This window comes from Streptomyces sp. NPDC127595, assembly GCF_042671685.1.
In the GTDB taxonomy this organism is placed as follows: Bacteria; Actinomycetota; Actinomycetes; order Streptomycetales; family Streptomycetaceae; genus Streptomyces.
This window is the reverse complement of record NZ_JBHXWK010000011.1, coordinates 234488-253451: the sequence shown is the minus strand read 5'-3', so window position 1 is coordinate 253451 and position 18964 is coordinate 234488. Positions and strand designations below refer to the sequence as shown.

The following is an 18964-nucleotide window of genomic DNA, read 5'->3' as shown; positions in this document are numbered from 1 at the left end:
CTCCTACAGTGCGGCGCGAGCCGGATAGGCCAGGCTCAGGGGGGCGCCGATCGCGTGGGCCTTGGTGATGTTGTTGGCGCCCCGCGCGGCGGTGAACAACTGGGGAGTGGTGAGCCGGACGGCGTCGTACCTGATCTGCGGGTTGACGTTCGTGTTGGCTGCCGCGGAGATCGAGCGGACCCCCAGCAGGCTCGCCGTGGTGATGCTCGTGTCGGTCACCGACGCGTGCCACCACCCCGGCTCCGGGGTCCCCGTCGGCCAGGCCCTGGCCTGGAGCAGGCTCCCCACCGCCTTGAAGCGAACCCGCCAGTAGGTGCCGAGGACGTAGGCGGTGGGCAGCGTGACCGTGGTCAGCTGCGTCTCGACGGCCGCAACCCTCTTGCGGATGGTCAGGATCAGCGCGTTGGCCGTCGTGAACTCCAAGCGGGCCATGTACAAGTTGTCGCTGTCGAGGTAGCGGCCGGTCGGGCCTCCCATCAAACTGCCGCCGGTGGCGACCGCGGAGGTGGTGAGGTCCGCGTACATGTCGAAATCGACGAAGGGCGCCGTGACGAACGTCCGCCTGGACAGGTTGACCGTGGACAGGGTGTGCGAGCCGTAGCCGGAGCCCACCGCGAAGTCGCCGGCCACTCCGCCGCCCGTGGACCAGACTTGGCCCGAGTCCGCGGTCCCCCACCCGTTGGCGACGGTGCGGCCGAGCGCGTCCGACAGCCACGGGGCGATCGCGGTGACGGTCATCTCCTCGCCGCCGACGTTGACGTCGAACGCGGTCTCCCACACCCACACCGACCCGTCGGTGAACACGGGGAACGTGGTCGCCGAGGAGGTAACGGCGGCGGCGAGTTCGCTGCCGTCGGTGTCGACGATCCCCAGGGCGGTGTCGTCGGTGACGCCGACCGTCCACGGCCGGCCGGGGGTGCAGTTGAAGACGATGTCCCACGCGAACTCGTCGAAGGTCTCCTCGTAGCCCTGGACGATGAGTTCCACGTCGCCCGGGGCCACCCAGAGGGGCGGGTTCCGGATGACGATCTTGTCGCCGACGTCGACGGCGAGGATCTGGTCCGCCAGTCCCGGAGCCTGGTGCACCATCACGTGGACCTGCGGATAGCGGCGGCCCTCGTAGGTGCCGAGGTGCAGGCGCCAGTAGGCGATGGGCTCGGTCTGGTCGTCGGAGTGCAGGTTCAGCGGGATCGACGTGTCGTAGCCCGTCCCCACCCCGTTCGGCGGGGCCTGGATGGACAGGGCGCCTTCCTCGAGGAACGCCCGCCCCGACGATCCGTTGATCCGTTCCACGGTGACGTCGTTGACCGTCGCGTCGTCGTCCCCCGTCGGCCTCAACGGCGGTGCGAGGCCGGGCGCGTTGTAGTCCAGCACCAGAGCCGGGGTCTGGTTGTACATGCTGGCCCGGGGCCGGTAGCGCAGTGCGGGCCGGTCGCGGTCCTCGTACAGGATCCCGCCGTCGGCGTCCGCCGCCTCCTGGAGAAGGTCCAGCACCGCTTCGGGACGCTGGGGCCCCACCAGGGTCTGGTCGGCGACCACACCGCAGACGGTGACCGGGACGCTTTCCTCCGCGACGAGACGGTTCATGCGCGCGCCGGCGGTCTCCCCGGTGAACGCGATGTCGGCCGAGTTGTAGATCGTGGTGTTGGCGGTGGCGAACACGCTGATGTGGCCAAGGGCCATGCCCTCCAGGTCGCTATGGACGCCACTTGGGTTGCTGGAGAACCCGCTGATACGGCCGACGCTGCCCGCGTAAGTGGCGTTGACCGTGCCGCCCGAGCCGCCGATGGGGATCCAGGCCACGGTGACGTCGACATTGGAACCGTTCTGGACGGCGTAAATCTGCCAGCGTGTCCACGTGTTGAAGACCTGGTTGAGAGGTCCCACCAGCCACGACGTGACCACGTTGTCGTCCGCGTCGTAGCCGTAGACCTCCGAGCCGTTGGTCTTCAGCATCAGCCGCCATTTTTTGACCGTGCCGGTGCTGTTCCACAGGAGGACCGTGCGGGCGGTGGCCGGCCCACTGTTCGGCACGTTGAAGATGAACTCGGCGTGCCACTGAGTGGCGGGAGGGCCGAAGCCGCTGGGGACCGTCCCCGAGTACAGGGCACCCGCGCGGACGACAGGCAGCGGACGGGACCCGGCTAGAGAGTCCGCAGCCGCGAGATCCATGCCACTGGTGACGATCGGCCGCACCCGCAGGATCGGTGAGGCGAACTGAGTTGAGTTGGCGCCGTCCTCCATGGGCCAGTAGGCAAGCGGGCCCCCGGAGGGGATCCGGCGGCGCAGCGTGCTGTCGAGGGCGTGGTCACCGCGGCGCAGGCGACGCAGGATGCCCGCGGTGGTGGCGTCCACCCACGCGTGCTTGCCGGAGGGGTGCCACTCGGTGGGGTAGGCGGCCAGTTCATGGGACAGCCGGGTGCGCCGGTTGGTGATGGACGCCGTGCCGTTCACTGTCCACGTGCGGCCCACGCCGTCGACGAACGAGGTGACCCCGACCGCCTGCGCGGTGAAATCAGGGTTGGCGACGACCGTGCCGCCGATGCCGGAGCGGATCTCGGCCTTGTGTACGCGGCCGACGGGACGGGTGAAAACGAGATCGGTGGCGTCACCGATCTTGACCACGGTCGCGCTGTTGAAGATCGACGTGACGCCAGCCTGCACGACCGCGGCGCCGAGCTGCTTCCACGGTCCCGCGGTCCCGGACAGTGCTGTGTAGAAAGTGATCGTCCTGCCCGACGCGCCGTTGTCGACGTCCAACGTCGCCCGGATGGCCATCCGCCCCGACGCAGGCAGCGGCAGGTCCACCGTGGAACTCGCGGCCAGCGTCGCTGTACCGTCCGCCGACCACTCGAAGTACAGGCGGTTGGAGCGCGTGCCCAGCACCCAGGACTTCGCGCCGGCCGAGAATCCGAACTTGGCGATCATCTCGACCGTGTCCAAGCCGTCCGTCGCGTCCGTCCAGTTGAGGAAGGACGCATCCAGCCGGACGTCGATGTCGCCCACGATGTCGAGGGCGGCGTTGTCCGGCGTGCTGGCATGGTCGCCGACCGAGCCCAGAACCTCCAGTGCGGGGGAGCCTGCGCGGATGGAGACCCGGAACGGCGAGTTGCGCCCGAACTGGCCGTAGTAGGGGCCAAGGGGGTTGTCCGGGCTGTACTGGCCGTTCGTGTTGTCGAGCAGCGGCCTGCACGTGGACGGGTCCGTCAGTGAGTCCTGGTCCTGGCGCCCGCGCGTGTGCGAGAGGAGCTGCCTCTTCAGGATGTTGCCGGTGGCGTCCACCCATGCGCCGCCGATCTGCAACTCTCCGCGCAGGTCAAGCCGCACTGTGCACCTCCTACTTGCTGACGCGGCCGAAGGTGGCCTGCACTGATCCGCCGCCATCCGCCGCGACGATGCCGCGGATCAGGCGCTTCATCGGCTCCGGGCCGTCGACCACGATCCGTACGGTCGTGACACCGCCACCCGCACCCGCGCCGGCCGTCGCACCCACGCCACTGAGGGCCATGCCGGGCACCTCGCCCGTCAGTCCCTGCAACTGGGAGCGCAGGGAGGGCATTTGGTCGGTGATGCCGCGTTGGAATCCGGCGATGACCATGCGGCCTGCCGGGGTGAGGATCTTCCGGTCGACGTCCTCCGGCCCCTTCCACGAGGTCAGGTTGGAGGTGAGGTCGCCGAGGGTGGATTGCACGCTGCCGAACTTGGACTTGATGCCGTCGATGAAGCCGTTGATGAGGCTCCGGCCGGCGGCCGCGAGGACACCACCGAGGTTGCTGAGCGCCGAGCGGGCCCGCCCGGGGAGGCCCCGGATGGTGCTGACGGCGCTGGACAGTCCGCGGCTGACGGCGCTGCCCATGGACCGCATCGCCGAGGACGCAACGCCCGCGATGCGGGGGCCGAGGCTGGACAGTGCGGACACCGCCCGGCCAGGGAGTGCGGCGAACCAGCGGACGATGGCGTTGACCATGTCGGGCACGATCGAATTGCCGACGAGGACGTTGTAGAGCCACTCGAACAGGTCGACCGTGCCGGTGACCAGCCAGCGCACCGCAGCGATCGCGGGCCGAAACGCGGCCTGCATGCCCTGAAGGAACTTGATCAAGCCGGAGAGGGCCGGGATCACGACAGCGGTGATCACGCCCGTGGCGAGCCGGAGCAGCAGGACGGAGAGCTGCACAAGCGGCGGGATCAGCGGCAGGACCGCGGGCAGTGCCTGCGCGAGCAGGGTGGTCGCGAACAGCATGACCTGCGGGATAAGCGGAGCCAGCTCGGCGAAGATCTCCCCGAGGGACATGCCCAGTTGCAGCAGGGCCGGAGCCAGACCCACAACCAGCTGAGTCAGCTGCGGCAGCAGCGCAATGAACTGGTCGGCGAACTGGGTGACGATCTCCACGCCGACGTCCAGCAGCCCGCCAAGGACGGGCACCAGGGCGCCGCCGAGCGTGCTCGCGAGCACCGCCAGCGGCGGGGCCAGCTTCACGAAGATCTCGCCGATTTTCGCGATCACCGGAGCGAGGGGCTTGAGTGCGGTGACCAGCAGGTCCGAGATGACGGGCAGGAACGGCAGGAAAGCTGTGACGACCGACCCGACAGCCGTAGCCAGCTCGGCAAGGATCGGCCCCAGTGCCTCGATGACAGGCGACAGTGCCTTGCCCAGGGCCTTGATCAGAGCCTGTACCGGTGGGGCCAGCGCGGTGAGGATCGGGGCCAGCAGGCTGAGGGCCTGGCCGAGGAGCGGCGCCGCGGTCTGCGCGAGCAGGGCCACCGTCTCGAACAACGCCGTCAGGCCGTCCTGCACGGCCGGGCTCGCGAAGGTGTCCGCGAGCTGCCCGGTGATCTCCTTCAGGACCCCGATCAGGCTCCCGCCGGAACTCTGCGCCGCGTCGAAGACGGACCCCAGGATGGACCCGACGTTCCCGGCAATGTCTGCCAGGTCGCCGATCAAGTCGACGGCGCGCTCGATCGCGTCCTGAAGCGCGCCGCTCTCGAACGCCTCGCCGAGCCGCTCGCCGACCCCCGTAGCCGCTTTGCCCGCCGCCGCGGTGAGCCGCTCGAAGCTCGGCCCGGCCGCCGCCGCGAGCTGCCCGAAAGCCGTCACCACAACGCCCGGGACGCCGGACAGATTGTGAAGCCCGGCGCTCGCCGAGGCCATCGCCTTGCCCAAGGTGCCGGAGGTGGCCAGCTCCCGAGCCGACGACATCGCACCCTGCGCCATGTCGTTGAGCGCGTCCGCGGAGTCGACCAGACCCCGCCGCAGGACAGGCAGCACGCTGCGAGCCGTACGCGTCAGATCTGCGGCCAGCCCCTGGAACAGGTGCTGCTGGACGTCCAATTTCAGGGCGTCCCACGCGGGCTTCAGCGCCAGGACCGCGTACACGAACGCCCGCGCCGCCGGAGCCAGTTTGGCCATGGCCTCCGCGAACGGGTCGACCCCGCCGCCACCGCCCCCGCCGCCACCCGCCATGGCCTCGTTCAGGGCCTGCTGAGCGCGGCGGACCTGCTCGATCCCGTCCGCCGCAGTCCTGGCCGCTTCCTTACGGGCGTCAGCCAAGTCGCGCTCGCGGTCGGCGACCTCGCGCTGCGTGTCCGCGATGCGCTCCTGCGCGTCCCGCACCGCATCCGTGCCGTCCACGCCGGCCTTGTTGGCCTTCGCGGTCTCCTCGCGCAGCCGCTTCGTTTCGAGCCGCTGTTCCTTCAGCCGCTGCACCGCGCGGTCGTACGCCAGCTGCGCGCGCTCGATCTCGTCGGGGCTGCCGTCGTTCTTCGCCTCGTTGAGGGCCTTCTGCGCGTCCTCGACGTCGAGGATCGCGTCCCGCTGGTCAAGCTCCGCGTCGGCGAGGCTGTTGTTGAGGTCTTCCAGGTCGCGGGCGCCCTGCTTGCGGGCGTCGTTGAGGGCGAGCTGCGCCGCCTTCGCTTCCTTCTGCGCATCGGCGAGACCGCGTTCGGCGTCCTCTACCTGCCGTGCGGCCTGCTCGTTGGCCTCCGCTGCCTGCTTGACCGCGTCCTTGAGTGCCTGCTGCGCCGCCGCCGCAGCGTTCGCACCCGACGCCGCCCCGCCGGCGGCCGCCCCGGCGCCCTTGAATGCGGCCCCGAGCGCTGCCCCAATGCCCGATGTGCCGATCTTGAATGCGGCGGTGGCCTGCGCCAGCGAAAGGATCGCCGTCGCCCCCACAGCCGCGGCCGGAGCGATGTTGGCCAAGGCCCCCGCCGCAGCAGCAGCGACAGGAGCAACGGCGCCGACCCGCAGCGCCATGAGCCCGGCCTGGCCCGCCACCCGTCCCAGCACCCCGGCCATGGAGCCGATGCGGCCGAGGGAGACCGTGAGCCGACGCCCCTCGTTGGAACTGCGGCGAAGGCCCAGCGCCATCTGTTCGCCCGCGGTGGCGAACCGGCCGTTGAGGGTGCGCAGGCGGCCCTCGGTGTCGCGCTGGAATCCGCGCATCCGCAGCTCGGCGTCGTTCAGGCCGCGCCGCATCCCGGAGTCGTCCGCGCGGACGAAACCGACCAGCTCGCCGATGGTGAGGGCCACGACAAGCACCCCCGCCCGTTGTTCAGTTGTGGTGGATCACCTGTGCAGGGCGGCCCGGATCTGCTCGTCGTCGTCGATGATCGACACCTCGTCGCCTGCCATTCGCCGCCACATCGACTCCGGCGACAGGCCCGCTACGAGCGCGTAGAAGCGGCGGCGGGTGAGGTGCGCGATCTCTTGCGGGCCGAGGTGGTACTCGCGCTGGAAGTCGCTTTCGAGCGCCCACCAGTAGCGTTGGATTGCGATCGTCGTGCGGCTCGGTTCGGTGGCGCTTTTCCCGCGCCCTCACCCTTTTTGACGATCTCGTATGCCTCGGCGAACGACATCTCTTGGCCGCTTGCGTGGGCGATGCCCCATGTCAGGATCGTCTGGAATTCCTGAAGGCCCATTCCCGCTTCGCGCCACTGCTCCATACAGTCGGTGCCGAAGAGCAGCGAGATCAGCTCGGCTACGTCTTCTTCGCGTTCGGAGTCCTGGAGTTCGTTGATGCGCCGCTCCAGGATCAGCGGCACATCGGTGGGCACCTGCACTTCGACGCCGCGGATGACCTCCGTGCGGCCTGTGGAGACCTCTGCCCAGAAGTCATCCCACGACTGCTCCTTGGCGGCCGTGCGGGCGGTCACGGCTTGGCCACCGAGGTGTTCGCGCCAGAGCGGGTGAACGTCGCGCTCCAGCTGACCTTGTCGTTGTTGCCGCCACCCTGGTCCCCGAGGGTGACGTGCGCCGTCCACACCTCCCACGTGCTGTCGAGCTTGTGGGAGAACCGCACGCGGCCGAGGGAGTCCTCCCCGAGACGCTCCGACAGAGCTTCCACCTTGGCCTGGCCGGGAGCCTGGACACCGGTGACGTGGTCACGCTTGCGGAGGCCCTCGATCGTGAGGGTCTTGGCGATCTGCATCTTCTGCGATTCGGCCTGGCCGTTGGAGGTGTACACCGTGGTGTCGGTGGTCTCCTGCTCATGCGACTTGCTGAAGGTGTTGATTTCCTCGATCGCGATCCACGTTCCGGGCGACAGGAAGTCCTCCACCTGGAATTCCACATCGCGCGCGTTGTACTTCTGCTGTGTCATCTCTTCCTCCGGGCATGGCTAAATGCCCGCAGCAGAAATGCAGCGGGCTGAAAGGGAATTCGCTATCAGGTGCGGTGCTCAGTTACCGAGCGGTGCTCCATACGGAAATTCGCGACGTGCTCATGGCGGCCGTTCTCGTCGGTTCCGATGGACGCCGGCGCGTTCTGGAGGGCGACGGACAGGATCAGCTCGGTGCCGTCCGGGAGCGTGAGCGGGCCAAGTCCGTGCAGCTCGCTGCGGATCGCCGCGCACCGCTGCCGGGAGACCCGGGGGTCGCTCGTGCCGCGCACGCGGACCTGTACGCGGGGCTCGTCGTAGGCGAGTTTGGAGTCCGGCTCCCGGCCGTCGTCGTAGATGGTCAGGGCGACAGCCTCGTCGGTCTTGTCGGGCAGTGCCTCGAGGAAGCAGTCCCCGCCCGACGTTGCCGTCTGGTACGAGACCAGGCCCTTGCTTTCGAGATGACGGGCGATGCCGTCGAGGAGGTCAGCCACGCAGCCACCTCCGCAGCGGCACCGCCATCAGTTGCAGCACGACGCCCCGTTCACTGTTCATGGGGTCCTCGAGGTACTTCGCCTTGCGCCCTGGGAGATGCCTCCAGGTCAGCTCCTCGTGCTGCCTGCGGGCGTACACCGTGTCGTAGGAGATCGAGCCGTCCAGGCCGTCGACGTCGACCTTCCCGGACCTCTGCAGAGTGTCCTCATCGAGGGGCACCTGCGCCTGGGAGACTGCTAGGACATGCTCCAGGCCCCGCCGCAGCCCGTCCGAGGCAAGACGCCGGCCCCGGGTAGTCCACTGGCGTTGGCCGTCGAAGTTGAAACGCGTGTACTGCGGCACCAGTACCTCCTACGCGAGTTGGACTTCGAGGTGATCCGGCGTGGGCAGCCCGCCGCCGTTGTGCGGGACTTCGGCGATGACCGTCGTTGTCCGCTCGTCGGGCAGCGTGACCTTCGACTCCGGCGGCGCAGTGACCTCGTCGAGGCGGCAGTAGAACGTCGACGAGGACACGACCTCTCGGCCCTCCTTGTCGCGCACCCGCCGGTTCTGCTGCTCCAGGAAGCAGCGCACGGTGACCGGAGCCCCGTACAGCGGTCCGACCGCGCTGTCCCCCTCGTACGGCTCCACGACCACCTCGTGGCGCAGCAGGTAGGCGGGGATCAGCACGAGACCACCTCACCGAGACCGAAGATGTCCGGCGTCAGATCCGGCGTACGGAGAGCCTCCAGCACTGTGTCGGCGACCGTACGGCCACCCACAGCCGCGGTACTGCCCGATGACGAGCCGGGCCCCGACAGCGACACGGAGCCGATCTTCACCGAGCCCCACTGCGCCGCCGTACCCAGCTCGTCACCGGTCTCCGCCCACCACTGCACCTGCGCACACACCGCAGCCGCGAACGCCTCCGCCACAGCGGCGTTCGACGGATAGCCGTCCTCGTCGACCTCGTACCAGCACAGCCGGAACACACTGGACTCCACAAACCGACTCGCACGCGCGAGCCGAGCTGCGATGTCCGCCGGCGGGGTCTGCCCGGTGTAGCTCTGGTAGTCCGCCGAAACGGCGTAGATCCTCGCCACCGAGCACCCCCTCTACGTAGCCGCGCCGAGGATCAGCACGTCGTACGTCACCGACGTGCCCGCCGCGCTGTTGGTGACCGTGAGCAGGTCCCCAGTGGCCGGAGTGACCACCGCGCCCGCAGCGCTCGGGGCCACCCACAGGAACATCCCGCCAGGCTGCACCGCGACGCCGTCTCCAGCAGCGAGGAACAGCCCGGGGACGCCATTGGCGGCGGGCTGGGTGAAGTTGACGTTGTTCGTGTTCGCCGCGGCCGCCACGACCAGCACGGCCTTGATCCGTGCGAACGTGAGGGTGGCCCCGAACTTGTCGGCGAGAGTCGCCGCCAAGTCGAGGTTCTCGGTGGCGGACGCGGCGAGAGTGCGCTGGTCGTGGAAGAGCAGGTTCACCGCTCCCGCGCCCGCGCCATCCGCCAGGCTGAGGGACTTGAGGTAGGAGACCGCGTCCTGCGGGACGCTCAGGTCGTCCGGCTTCGTCTGGGTGGTGAGCAGCTTGACTTCCACCCGAGTCTGGGTCAGCGCCATCAGCTACCGCCTCCGTCCGCGTACCGCGCCGCGAGGTCGTCGCGCGTGGCCTTCTCCGCCTCGTCCTCGTCCAGACCTTCCTGGACGGCGTAGGCCTTCCAGTCCGCCTTGGACGCCGACTTCGCCGGCCGCTCCAAGACGACGGGCGCGGCCTCCGGCTCAGGGGCGGGCGCGTTGACCACATGCCAGCCGCCCTCACCACGGGAGACCAGCTCGTCGAGCCGCTGCTCTTCCTCGCTGCCGGGCTCCGGCTGCACGCGCTCCGCTACGTAGTCGCCCGCTCCGCGCTGATAGATCGCCATGATCAGATCACCAGGCCCGTCTGAACAGCGTGCGCGCGCTCCAGCCCGTACTTCAGGCCGACCTCGCCGTACAGCTGCCGCTCGTCACTCGCGCCGGTCTTGGCCAGCGGCTCGTCGAAGAACACGCCCTTGTCGGGGATGTTCAGGAAGACAGGCATCAGCTGCTCCAGCGACACCGCGGCGATGACGTCCTGCGGCATGTGCCGGTCCATCATCACGTTGAGCGTGCCGAAGTCCGTGACGAGGGTGGTCATGTTGACACCACCGACGTTGCGGGAGGTCTCTCGGTACTGCCCGTAGGCCGCGGCGAACGCCTTGGTGATGGCCCGCTTCTGGATGCTGTTGGACAGCAGAGTCGCGGTCTCCTGCTCGCTGATGCCGCCGTTGTCGTAGGCGAGCTGAAGCATGTCGTTGACGTGGTCGGTGGTCAGCGCGGTCGCCCACGGCTTGGTGAACGCGATACCGGTGGCCGTGCCCAGCGTGATGGGCGAACCGCCGTTCGTGGTGCTGACCTTGAAGGTGTTCGCGTCGATGGCGTCGACGAAGTACACGCGCCCGGGGATGATGCCAGTCGCTGCGCCGATGGCCGTGAACACGATCTTGTTGCCGTCGGACATGCCGTGCGCGGTCGAGGTGATCGTGTCCGTCGCCGAGGTCGCACCGGTCACCGAAGTGCCCCTGGCGATTCGGTTCGTGGTGATCGCCTGGAGCAGTCCACGAGTCTGCCGAGCAGTGGCGTTGCTCGTCGGGTTGACGAACGCGCCGTTGATGAACGAGAAGTTCACGTCCAGCGCGATGCTCTTGAGGGCCTGCGCCGTCTGCCAGTCCAGCTCGTTCGTGACCGGGTTCGACCCGTCCACGCCGTTGAACGGCGCGGCCTGCGGCGTAGCCAACTGGCCGATCGCCGCCTGCTTGGTGTACGAGACGGACACCTTCTCCTGGTGGATCTGGCACACGTTCCGCACGTTGCCGCGCGCGCGGTTCTCGGCCGTCGGGGCCGTCGCACCTTCCGTCTTGGTGCGCTGCGCCGGGTCACGCAGGTCGTAGGTCTGCCACTCGAACTCGGTACCGGTGGTCATGCCACCGCCGGTGAGGCCGCCGATGGCCGACAGCAGCGGGGTGTCGTCGGGCGTGATCGCGAAGAGCTCGCCCGCGTAGTTGGGCAGGTTGAAAGTCGTTCCCATCCCGGTGATGCCGGCCATGGTCCCTCCTCAGGTCATTGGGTCTGTGCGGCCTTGAGCCGCTTGAGTCGGATTGCTTCGGGGAAGTTCCGGGCCTTGGTGGCTTCCTCGATCGCCTTGTCGAGGGAGGCGGTCTGGTCGCCGGAGCCGCCTGCACCGCCGAGGTCAGCGCCGGAGCGTCCGGCGCCCTTCGGGGCGAGCTTGGAGAACTTGGTGACGGCGGCCTTGATGGCCTTGTTGTCGACCTGACCGTCCTCGCCGATGAACTTGGCGACGTCGATGTACTCGGCGAACTCCGAGAGGTCGACGCCGGCGCGCGCGGCAGCTACTTCGAGGCGGGCCTGAGCGATCTGGGGGGTGGCCTCAGCGAGGGCGGCCGTGCGGCCTTCGTCCTTCGCTGCCTTGACGGCCTTCTCCTGCTCGCTCATGTTCGCGGCCCTGAGCTTCTCCAGCTCGATCGCCGCGTTGGCGTTGGCCTTGGCGCGCCTCTCCCACTCGCGGGAGTGTGCTTTCCAATCCGTGGCGTCGCCTTCGCCGGATCCTGCTCCGGACGCTCCGGCTCCCTGTGCGCCCTGGCCGGAGCCTTGGCTGTCGGAGCCTCCTGCGCCCTGGTCTCCTGCGCCTGCGCCGCCTTCACCGCCGCTGTTCGCGCCGGATCCGGAGCCGCCTTCGCCCTCGCCGTTGCCACCCGCGATGGCGTAGATCGGCGAGCCGTTGCGGCGGAAGCCGAGCACCTCCATCGAGTGGTGTGTGGCGAGCGGGTGCTTGAAAGGGTGCTGCATGGTGATCTCCCGTGCGGGATGTCCGGCGGTCGCCGTGCGGCGGATGCCGGGGGTCTGTGGTCAGCGCGCTCCGTTGATCTGCTCGCGCGCTGGTTTGCGGCGCAGGTCCTCGTGCGCCGCTACGTGCTCGCGCGCGGCCTTCTGCCAGGCACGGACCTTCGCTCCGGCCTTGCGGCGGGCGGCGTCGTCCATGGCAGCGGCCTGCGTGCGCTTCCACGCGCGGATGTGGCGCTCGATCTGACGCTGGCGCTGGGTGTCCTCGTACGTCGTGCCGGGGGTCGCGTGGTGCGGCGGCCGGGTGGTCACGCCGGGCAGGTACGCGGCCAGGGAGTGCCGGCAGTTGGGGTGGAACAGGCCGGCCGCGCGGGCCTCGACGAGCGATCCGGCGACGTGCACGGCCACCGTGCGCGTGGGAGCGAACAGCCCGCTGGGCTGGATCGTGTGCTCGGCGCGGATCGTGTGCGGCCCCGACTCCTGCCCCAGGGTGAGGACTTCGCCCTCCCACCGTGCGCACAGCGGACACTCCAGCGGGGCATCGGAGACGATGACCAGGCCCACCTGGATCTCGGCGAGAGCGTCGATATGCCCCTCGATCGCCGCACGGGCGGTGACCGACCGTACGGCCATCTCTGCGTACGCGGCCAACTCCCAGTTGCGGCCTGCCGAGTCGGTGAACCCGGACACGCCGCGCCGCGCGAACTGGTCCAACGCCCGCTGGCTGGCCTGGCGTCGGGTCACGGTGCCGAGGAGCGGACCGGACGACACGCGGGTCACTACCGACCGGTAGGTGTCGACGACGGCACGGGTGATCCGCTGGTACAGCGGCCGGGTATCAGCGGCGTACGACGCGGCCAGACGGTCCACCGACGGGGCGTTCGGCAGGATCCGGCGGGCCTGTAGCTCCCTGCCGATGTCCAAAGCCCCCAGCTCCGCGACAGCAGCCTGCCTGCCACGCCCGTACGCCTCCGTGAGCGCCCGCGCGACCGCCCCGTTCGCGTCGGTCTGAAGCGCCGAGGCGACCTCCTCGACAGCCGCGCGTAGGTCGCCGACCGAGCGCAGCTTGATCTCCGCCCACAGAGGTGAGTCGATACCCTCCTCCAGAGCCTTGCGCAGCCGCTCGATGATGGACAACTCGGCGTCCGCGTACAGCGTGGTGATCGCGGCGGCGAGATCCTCGGCCATCGCGGGGGAAACCGGCATGGGCTACCCCTCCGACTGGCCTCCGGGAGGCGGGAAACCGGAGCCCGGCCCCTCGGCGCCCGTCAGGACCGGATCCGCGAGCGCCGATTCCGACTGAATCAGGGCCACTTCGGCCTCAATCTGGTCCTTGTTCCAGTCCGGATGGACCATGGCCACAAGGGTTTCCTTCGAGGCGGCCTCCGCACGGGCCAGCAGCTCGGCCGTGGTCGCCAGCTCGATCGGGCCTTCGGTGACGCCGTCCTGGAGTTCCACCTTCGGAGGCTCCAAGTCCAGCCCGGCCATGCGGAAGCGGAAGCCGGACAGGACCGCGAGCCAGGCCGAGGTGATGGCGGCAAGCTCGGGCCCCCAGTACTTGCCCTTGCGGCCGGCGGTGCTGAGGGAGCGCCGGTTGCGGGCCTTGACCTCGGTCGCGGTGACGGCCTGCCCGTCGGACTCGCCGAAGCTGCCTGCGGAGTAGCCAGCCTGCCGTACGGCCTGCTCCAACAGTGCCTGGGCGGTGTCGCGGTGCTCCTGGACGCGGATCTCGAACTGGACGACCGTGAGGGGGTTCGGGTCGCCTGGCCGCGCGAGCATGGTGAGGCCGGTGTAGATCCGGCGGTCCTCGTTGAACGTGGTGCCCTGGCCGGGGCCGAGGCTGTCCAGCATCGACGAGGGGACGACGATGCGGCCCTTGCCGTTCACGATGTCCCGCATCCACGACGAGTACGTCTCGTCGAGGGCGTCCATGAGGCCTTCGATGCCCTGGAAGTCGGACTGGCCCCAGTAGGCGGCGGTGGGGATGTGCCTCCAGGCGCGCGCGGGGCGGACGTTGGGCACGTACGTGGCGGTGAGGTGGTCGGGCGCGCCGGTGTCGAGGCCTCCGTCGGCGTCCACCATGGCGGCGAGTGGAGCGGTGGCGGGGTTGTCGGCGAGTGGCCGTACGGCGCCGAGGCTGCCCGCGGAGCCTTCGTAGAGGCCGTGGTAGATCCGGCCCTTCTCGTGCCGCTCCAGGTGCCGGAACACGCGCCGGTCGTTGACGTCGCCGGAGTCGAGGACGGTCCAGAAGGTGACCGCGCGCAGGCGCCCGTACGCGAACTCCGGTACCGCCCGGTCTGCGGCCACCGTGTCGATCCACGGCCGATCGGATACGTCCTCATCCCACACCACACGCAGGTAGACCCCGCCGAGCGCGGCGCACACCTCGCCGGCCTCCAGCAGCGTCGCCTGGAGGCTCGTCTCCATCAGCGCGTCGAGCACAGTCTGTGTCGCGTCGCTGGCGTCCTCGGCGGCGAGCAGCTTGGGTGCCTCCGAGAACAGCAACTCCGAGGAGGTGCGGGCGATGTCGCCCGCGAGCGGTACGTGCAGCTTCTCGCGCTTCTGGCCCGGCTCGGTGGGGTTGCCCCAGAACCAGCGGGCCAGCCTGCCGACGACGCCGCCGCGGTGCTGCGCGGGCCTGTCGACGGTGTCGCGGTAGCCGCGGCCGAGGTAGCGCTCCTCGAGGCGGTCGGGCTCGCTGGAGTACCAGGCGTCGCAGTCGGCGAGCGCGGATTGGATCCGCTCGTCGATGGGCGGCCAGGGGGTGTCAGCCGTCGGCAGAGGCATCCTCGGTCACCTCCTGCTCCGTGGCTTCCATCGTGTCGGCGGTCGCTCGTAGCGCGGCAGCGATGTCGGAGGCGGTCATGGTCACGGTGCCGTCCCCCTCGATGGCGAGGACGACTTGACCGACCTCTGTCTCGGTTCCGCTACCGATACGGAGGTAGATGGGGATGCCGTACGTTCCAGGCATCAGGCAGCCACCTCCAGGAGTGTCGGGATGTGCGGCCGCCACAGGGCCTCGGTCGTACGCACGCCGTACCGGAGCGCGTCGCAGGAGTGGTCGTCTTGCTTGATCGGCGCGTCCTCGCCTTTCTCGGCTTTCTCGTCGTCCCAGGAGTAGCCGGGGATTTCCTCGATCAGGCCCTTCGCCGACTCGTGGATGAACAGCCGGTTCGCAGCGATCAGCGACCCGACCGTACGGATCCCGTCCAAGACCGTGTTGTCGGCCGGCGTGACCCCGGAGACGCCGTCGCGGTGCAGCTGCTCGATGTACGAGGCCGCGGACGGGTCGACGACCGTCCACTCCGGCTGCACGCCGATCACGTTGGACTGCGGGTGAGGCACTGAGGCGAGCCAGCGCCGGCGTGCCTGCGAGTACTCCGCGTCCGTCTTCTTGCGCCGCTCCGCGCGGGAGTCCCACCGGTATTCGGAGGCGACGTACAGGTTGCGGTCGACGCCGAGGCCGATCAGGAGGTCGGCGTACGGGTTGGTGGTGCCGTAGTCGATCGCGTCGCACAGCCAGCGCGCCATGTGGGGCAGTTCGGTGACGACGTGGCGTTCGGCGTCGAACATTTCGTAGATCGCACCCTCGGACTGCACCCAGTGTCCGAGGATGAACCGCCGGTACCAGAGCCCGATGTACTCGCGCTTGAGGGAGGCGACGTACTTCGGGTCAAGCGCCGGGTTGTCGTCGAGGGTGAACTGCCACGAGCGGAGGTCGAGTTCGTCAGCCCGGTTGATGAACTCCTTGCGGAGCCAGTGCCCGGGGTTGTCCGGGTTGGTGGTGGCCATGAGGCGGGCGCCAGGTACGGACAGGCGGCCGAGGAGTTGGTTCCAGAAGCCGCGCGGGATGAGCGTGGCCTCATCGACGTAAGCCAGGCAGCAGGTCATGCCTCGCAGGCGGCCCTCTGCGCGGGAGTCCGCAGCGCCGACGAGGTGGACGGTGCGGCCGAGGATGACGGCTGTGCTTGCCCCGCGGGTGTGCTTGACCATGCGGGCGATCGGGCCGAACAGGGCTTCGTCCTGGAGGGGGTCGAAGACGTTCCGCTCGATGGTCTGGAGTGATCTGCCGACGATGACGATCAGTCCCGATGAGGGGGCTGCGGCGACGCCGATGAGGAACGCGATCAGCGACGCGAACGTCTTGCCGCTCCTGATGGCGCCGTGCCAGATGTTGATGCGTGCGGTCGCGTCGGCGATCGAACGGATCTGCTTCCGGGACAGCGGCAGCGAGTCGAGCATCAGCCCTCCTCGCGGTCGTCCCCCTGCGCGTCCGCGAGCTTCCGGATCCCGTCGGCGAGGCTGCCAAGGATCGAGCGGGCAGTGTCTGTCTCGGGGTCGCCGTCGAGCGCTTCGAGGCGGGCAGCTGCGGTGGTGGCGGTACTGACGCCGGTGATGAGGGCCTTGCGGTCCTGTGCTGGCAGTCGGTTCGCTTCGTAGCGGACGGGTGCGCCCATGGACACCTCGACGAGGTCGTATGTGTCGTCCTTGAGGTACAGGAGATCGTCCTCGACGACGTCGTACAGTCCGGCGATGATCGCTGCGCGGCGGGCCTTGCCGTCGATGACCCGGGCCTGGGTGGCGACGGCGGTCATGGTGCGGTCGAAGGTGACCGGGGGGTCCAGGGCTTCAGCGATGGTGCTGATCGTGCGCGGCGAGCGTTTCAGTTCGCGCGCGATGGCGTTCCGGCCGAGTCCTTCGCCAGCTAGGCGCCGTACGGCCTGGCGGTCCTCGTCGGTGACCGGTCGTTTGTCCTTGTTGACGGACACGGGTCACCTCCGGGCGTGCGAAGGCCCGGCCACGCGAGTGCGAGGGCCGGGCCGTTTCGAGGGTGGGCTACTGCTGGGGTGGCCACTGCCCCGGGGGCTGCTGGCCGTAGGGCGCCTGTCCGCCGGGCGGGGGCCCGTACTGCGGAGGCTGCTGCCCGTACTGGGGTGGTGGGTAACCGTACGGCGGCGGCTGCTGGAGCGGTGGCGCGTACGTTGTCGTCACGGTCTTGCGTCCCATCGCTGCGGCGATCGGCCAACCGGTGATGGCCCACAGTCCGCACGAGATGATCGTCAGGAAGACGTGAAGTCCGTGGTTCGCGCCGCGTTTCTGGACGTGGCGCTGTGGCTGCTGATGCATGCCCTCTCCCCCCTGGAGTGGACGGCCAGCGTCGCATGGGGGGCGGGTGCGTGGTGGGGAAATGGTGAAGGCCCACACTGTGGTGGGCCTGTTGTGTCCTGGCACGCCGGACGTGGGGCCAGGATGCGGCATGATCAGCCGAAACGTCAAGTGCGGTTGAGGTATGCGAAGGCCCCGCCGTCGGGGGGACGTACGGCGGGGCCCTAGTCGCGGGCCCCAAGGGCCTTCCCCCGGAGGGTCGGCGTGCGCGTCCTGCCGGGCTCCAGTGTGGCAGCTACAGCGCCGAGTTGAACGTGTTCGGCCGCACCGTACGCCGACCGGGGATGTCCGCCACACGGCCGGCGGCGCGCACCGCAGCACGACCGCGGGGGTCGATGGCGGCTAGCGGCGTATGCCGGCGGACAACCGGCGTGGCGGTCAGCCCGTGGCCTGTGGTGCTGATCATGAACTGATTCCTATCGATCGTGCCGTGTGCGGGCCAGTGTGGCAGGCACAGCAGGCTTACGGGCTCAGCGACCCCAGCAGTCCGCCAGGATCAGCGCAAGCAGAAACAACAGCGCCCACAACGAGTGCGCGGGCAGTAGCCCGTCGCCGCGGGCCTCCGCGTGGACGCGGCGCACACCGTCCCCGGCGGCCGGCCGGAGGCCGCCGTGCGTCGTGCGGCGGTGCTCGACGAGTTCGTCTTCGGCGTCCGCGCGGCGCTCGTGCTGCTCCGGGGACACCGCATCGCAGGCCTCACACCAGTACTCGTGTGGCATCGGGTTCCTCCGCAACAGGGGGTAGACGGCGCGTCTCCCGGGCGGGAGACGGGTGGTAGACGGGCAGGTCAGACGGGCGGAGACGGGGCGGGAGACGGGGACGTCTCCGGGAGCGGGGAGAGGGCTTCGAGGTCGGCCCGGAGCACCCCGCGGGTGGGTGTTCCGGCCACCTTCACCTTGGGCTGGACCGGGACCCCGAGGGCCTCCAAATGCACGCGCAACTCGGCCACCGTCCTGCCCTCCCACTGGCCGTGCTTCTGGAGGTGGGCGAGGACGGTCCGCAGGTGGACCCCGTGGGCCTCTCCGATGAGGTCGAGGAGGAGGCCCCGTACGGTCTCCAACTCGCCCCCAGGAAGGGGCGCGGCGGCGGGCTTCGACGGGCGCATGGCGCGGCGCTCGATGGTGGTGATCAGCCGGTCGAGGTGCTCGCGCGGGACGAAGAACAGGACAGCCATCACCCAGAACGCGGCGACGCCGACCGTGATCCACCCGCCGTAGAAGCCGCACGCCCACGCCGAACCTGCGTAGAGCAGCCACGCCAGACCGGGGCGGCCGCGGGCGGTGAGCCACCGTCCGGGCCCGCTGATTCCCGCCCAGACCGCGCCTACAGCACCGCGCGGGGCGTCGGGCTCCTCATCGTCCGTGGGCTCGGGCTCGATGGCCTCGTCATCCACGCCATCGGCTTCCGCCTCCGGCTCGGCACCACCTTTGCGCAGGCTGAAGTAGCTCACTGGAGGCTCACCCGCGCGTTCTCGATGGCATCGCTGATGTTGATCCAGGTACCGCCCGCGTCCGCGGTGACGTAGAAGAACACCAGGCCGACCACGGCGACCTGCTTGGTCGTCAGCTTCGCCCACAGCAGGAAGATCAGGAAGCAGAGCGCGAGGCCCGGCATGGTCATGCCCTTGACGAACCCGTTGAGGAAGCCGATGACGGTGCCTGCTGCGTCGGGGACGACCTGGAACATGCCGCCGGCCGCTTTGTAGGCGCTGGCGGCGAGCATCGAAACGAACAGGGTGGTCCACCAGCCGAGCGGCTTGAGCTTGCCGTTGCCGGGGATGCCGAAAATCATCAGGCAGGTGAGGGCTGCGGCCAGGCTGACGGTGCCCAGATCGCCGAACATGTG

22 protein-coding genes are annotated in these 18964 nt (G+C 69.4%); all 22 read right to left on the bottom strand.

Features of this window, described 5'->3' with window-relative positions; genetic code table 11:
• Positions 1-3: 3 nt before the first annotated feature.
• Positions 4-3327: a hypothetical protein gene (locus ACFVKT_RS31310; RefSeq protein ID WP_385737782.1), complete on the bottom strand. Its 3324-nt coding sequence runs from the start codon at positions 3325-3327 to the stop codon at positions 4-6.
• Positions 3328-3337: 10 nt separating this feature from the next.
• Positions 3338-6529 carry a hypothetical protein gene (locus tag ACFVKT_RS31305; protein WP_385737780.1) on the bottom strand — a complete coding sequence of 1064 codons (3192 nt, stop codon included), beginning with the start codon at positions 6527-6529 and terminating at the stop codon, positions 3338-3340.
• Positions 6530-6663: 134 nt separating this feature from the next.
• Positions 6664-7152, bottom strand: a complete 489-nt coding sequence (locus ACFVKT_RS31300; RefSeq protein WP_385737778.1) for a hypothetical protein — start codon at positions 7150-7152, stop codon at positions 6664-6666.
• The gene (locus ACFVKT_RS31295) at positions 7149-7598 is read right to left on the bottom strand and encodes a phage tail tube protein (RefSeq protein WP_385737776.1); all 450 of its coding nucleotides are present in this window, start codon (positions 7596-7598) and stop codon (positions 7149-7151) included. The genes ACFVKT_RS31300 and ACFVKT_RS31295 overlap by 4 nt, the downstream gene beginning before the upstream one ends.
• A 65-nt stretch (positions 7599-7663) precedes the next feature.
• Positions 7664-8089 (bottom strand): minor capsid protein, encoded by a 426-nt coding sequence (locus tag ACFVKT_RS31290; protein ID WP_385737774.1) that lies wholly within the window; start codon positions 8087-8089, stop codon positions 7664-7666.
• The gene (locus ACFVKT_RS31285; RefSeq protein ID WP_385737772.1) at positions 8082-8432 is read right to left on the bottom strand and encodes a hypothetical protein; all 351 of its coding nucleotides are present in this window, start codon (positions 8430-8432) and stop codon (positions 8082-8084) included. Before ACFVKT_RS31285 ends, ACFVKT_RS31290 begins: the two co-directional genes overlap by 8 nt.
• 9 nt (positions 8433-8441) lie before the next feature.
• Positions 8442-8759: a hypothetical protein gene (locus ACFVKT_RS31280; protein ID WP_385737770.1), complete on the bottom strand. Its 318-nt coding sequence runs from the start codon at positions 8757-8759 to the stop codon at positions 8442-8444.
• A complete protein-coding gene (locus ACFVKT_RS31275) occupies positions 8753-9172 on the bottom strand; it encodes a hypothetical protein (protein ID WP_385737768.1) in 420 nt (139 codons plus the stop codon). The genes ACFVKT_RS31280 and ACFVKT_RS31275 overlap by 7 nt, the downstream gene beginning before the upstream one ends.
• A gap of 12 nt (positions 9173-9184) precedes the next feature.
• Positions 9185-9694, bottom strand: coding sequence for a hypothetical protein (locus tag ACFVKT_RS31270; RefSeq protein WP_385737766.1), 510 nt, complete (start codon positions 9692-9694; stop codon positions 9185-9187).
• Positions 9694-9996 (bottom strand): hypothetical protein, encoded by a 303-nt coding sequence (locus ACFVKT_RS31265; protein WP_385737764.1) that lies wholly within the window; start codon positions 9994-9996, stop codon positions 9694-9696. Before ACFVKT_RS31265 ends, ACFVKT_RS31270 begins: the two co-directional genes overlap by 1 nt.
• A gap of 2 nt (positions 9997-9998) precedes the next feature.
• Complete coding sequence (locus ACFVKT_RS31260) at positions 9999-11198, bottom strand: DUF5309 family protein (RefSeq protein ID WP_385737762.1); 1200 nt, start codon at positions 11196-11198, stop codon at positions 9999-10001.
• A gap of 14 nt (positions 11199-11212) precedes the next feature.
• On the bottom strand, positions 11213-11959 hold the full coding sequence (locus ACFVKT_RS31255) for a hypothetical protein (protein WP_385737760.1): 747 nt from the start codon (positions 11957-11959) through the stop codon (positions 11213-11215).
• 60 nt (positions 11960-12019) lie between these two features.
• Complete coding sequence (locus tag ACFVKT_RS31250) at positions 12020-13159, bottom strand: phage minor capsid protein (protein ID WP_385737758.1); 1140 nt, start codon at positions 13157-13159, stop codon at positions 12020-12022.
• 3 nt (positions 13160-13162) lie between these two features.
• A complete protein-coding gene (locus ACFVKT_RS31245) occupies positions 13163-14740 on the bottom strand; it encodes a capsid protein (protein ID WP_385737756.1) in 1578 nt (525 codons plus the stop codon).
• Entirely contained in the window at positions 14721-14924 is a 204-nt protein-coding gene (locus tag ACFVKT_RS31240; protein ID WP_385737754.1) for a hypothetical protein, read from the bottom strand. Before ACFVKT_RS31240 ends, ACFVKT_RS31245 begins: the two co-directional genes overlap by 20 nt.
• Positions 14924-16195 (bottom strand): PBSX family phage terminase large subunit, encoded by a 1272-nt coding sequence (locus tag ACFVKT_RS31235; protein WP_385737752.1) that lies wholly within the window; start codon positions 16193-16195, stop codon positions 14924-14926. Before ACFVKT_RS31235 ends, ACFVKT_RS31240 begins: the two co-directional genes overlap by 1 nt.
• Positions 16195-16722 (bottom strand): helix-turn-helix domain-containing protein, encoded by a 528-nt coding sequence (locus tag ACFVKT_RS31230; RefSeq protein WP_385737750.1) that lies wholly within the window; start codon positions 16720-16722, stop codon positions 16195-16197. The genes ACFVKT_RS31235 and ACFVKT_RS31230 overlap by 1 nt, the downstream gene beginning before the upstream one ends.
• A 67-nt stretch (positions 16723-16789) precedes the next feature.
• Entirely contained in the window at positions 16790-17080 is a 291-nt protein-coding gene (locus tag ACFVKT_RS31225; RefSeq protein ID WP_385737748.1) for a hypothetical protein, read from the bottom strand.
• Positions 17081-17354: 274 nt separating this feature from the next.
• A complete protein-coding gene (locus ACFVKT_RS31220; protein ID WP_385737746.1) occupies positions 17355-17525 on the bottom strand; it encodes a hypothetical protein in 171 nt (56 codons plus the stop codon).
• A 64-nt stretch (positions 17526-17589) separates the two neighbouring features.
• Positions 17590-17838, bottom strand: coding sequence for a hypothetical protein (locus ACFVKT_RS31215; protein WP_385737744.1), 249 nt, complete (start codon positions 17836-17838; stop codon positions 17590-17592).
• A gap of 68 nt (positions 17839-17906) precedes the next feature.
• Positions 17907-18569, bottom strand: coding sequence for a hypothetical protein (locus ACFVKT_RS31210; RefSeq protein ID WP_385737743.1), 663 nt, complete (start codon positions 18567-18569; stop codon positions 17907-17909).
• On the bottom strand, positions 18566-18961 hold the full coding sequence (locus ACFVKT_RS31205) for a hypothetical protein (protein ID WP_385737741.1): 396 nt from the start codon (positions 18959-18961) through the stop codon (positions 18566-18568). The genes ACFVKT_RS31210 and ACFVKT_RS31205 overlap by 4 nt, the downstream gene beginning before the upstream one ends.
• Between the last annotated feature and the right edge of the window lie 3 nt (positions 18962-18964).

What these genes read in the sequence shown, in the direction of transcription:
- ACFVKT_RS31295 (WP_385737776.1), bottom strand. Translation starts at nt 7,598, where the DNA reads ATGACACAGCAGAAGTACAACGCGCGCGATGTGGAATTCCAGGTGGAG.
- ACFVKT_RS31270 (WP_385737766.1), bottom strand. Translation starts at nt 9,694, where the DNA reads ATGGCGCTGACCCAGACTCGGGTGGAAGTCAAGCTGCTCACCACCCAG.
- ACFVKT_RS31265 (WP_385737764.1), bottom strand. Translation starts at nt 9,996, where the DNA reads ATGGCGATCTATCAGCGCGGAGCGGGCGACTACGTAGCGGAGCGCGTG.
- ACFVKT_RS31260 (WP_385737762.1), bottom strand. Translation starts at nt 11,198, where the DNA reads ATGGCCGGCATCACCGGGATGGGAACGACTTTCAACCTGCCCAACTAC.
- ACFVKT_RS31255 (WP_385737760.1), bottom strand. Translation starts at nt 11,959, where the DNA reads ATGCAGCACCCTTTCAAGCACCCGCTCGCCACACACCACTCGATGGAG.
- ACFVKT_RS31250 (WP_385737758.1), bottom strand. Translation starts at nt 13,159, where the DNA reads ATGCCGGTTTCCCCCGCGATGGCCGAGGATCTCGCCGCCGCGATCACC.
- ACFVKT_RS31245 (WP_385737756.1), bottom strand. Translation starts at nt 14,740, where the DNA reads ATGCCTCTGCCGACGGCTGACACCCCCTGGCCGCCCATCGACGAGCGG.
- ACFVKT_RS31240 (WP_385737754.1), bottom strand. Translation starts at nt 14,924, where the DNA reads ATGCCTGGAACGTACGGCATCCCCATCTACCTCCGTATCGGTAGCGGA.
- ACFVKT_RS31235 (WP_385737752.1), bottom strand. Translation starts at nt 16,195, where the DNA reads ATGCTCGACTCGCTGCCGCTGTCCCGGAAGCAGATCCGTTCGATCGCC.
- ACFVKT_RS31225 (WP_385737748.1), bottom strand. Translation starts at nt 17,080, where the DNA reads ATGCATCAGCAGCCACAGCGCCACGTCCAGAAACGCGGCGCGAACCAC.
- ACFVKT_RS31220 (WP_385737746.1), bottom strand. Translation starts at nt 17,525, where the DNA reads ATGATCAGCACCACAGGCCACGGGCTGACCGCCACGCCGGTTGTCCGC.
- ACFVKT_RS31215 (WP_385737744.1), bottom strand. Translation starts at nt 17,838, where the DNA reads ATGCCACACGAGTACTGGTGTGAGGCCTGCGATGCGGTGTCCCCGGAG.
- ACFVKT_RS31205 (WP_385737741.1), bottom strand. Translation starts at nt 18,961, where the DNA reads ATGTTCGGCGATCTGGGCACCGTCAGCCTGGCCGCAGCCCTCACCTGC.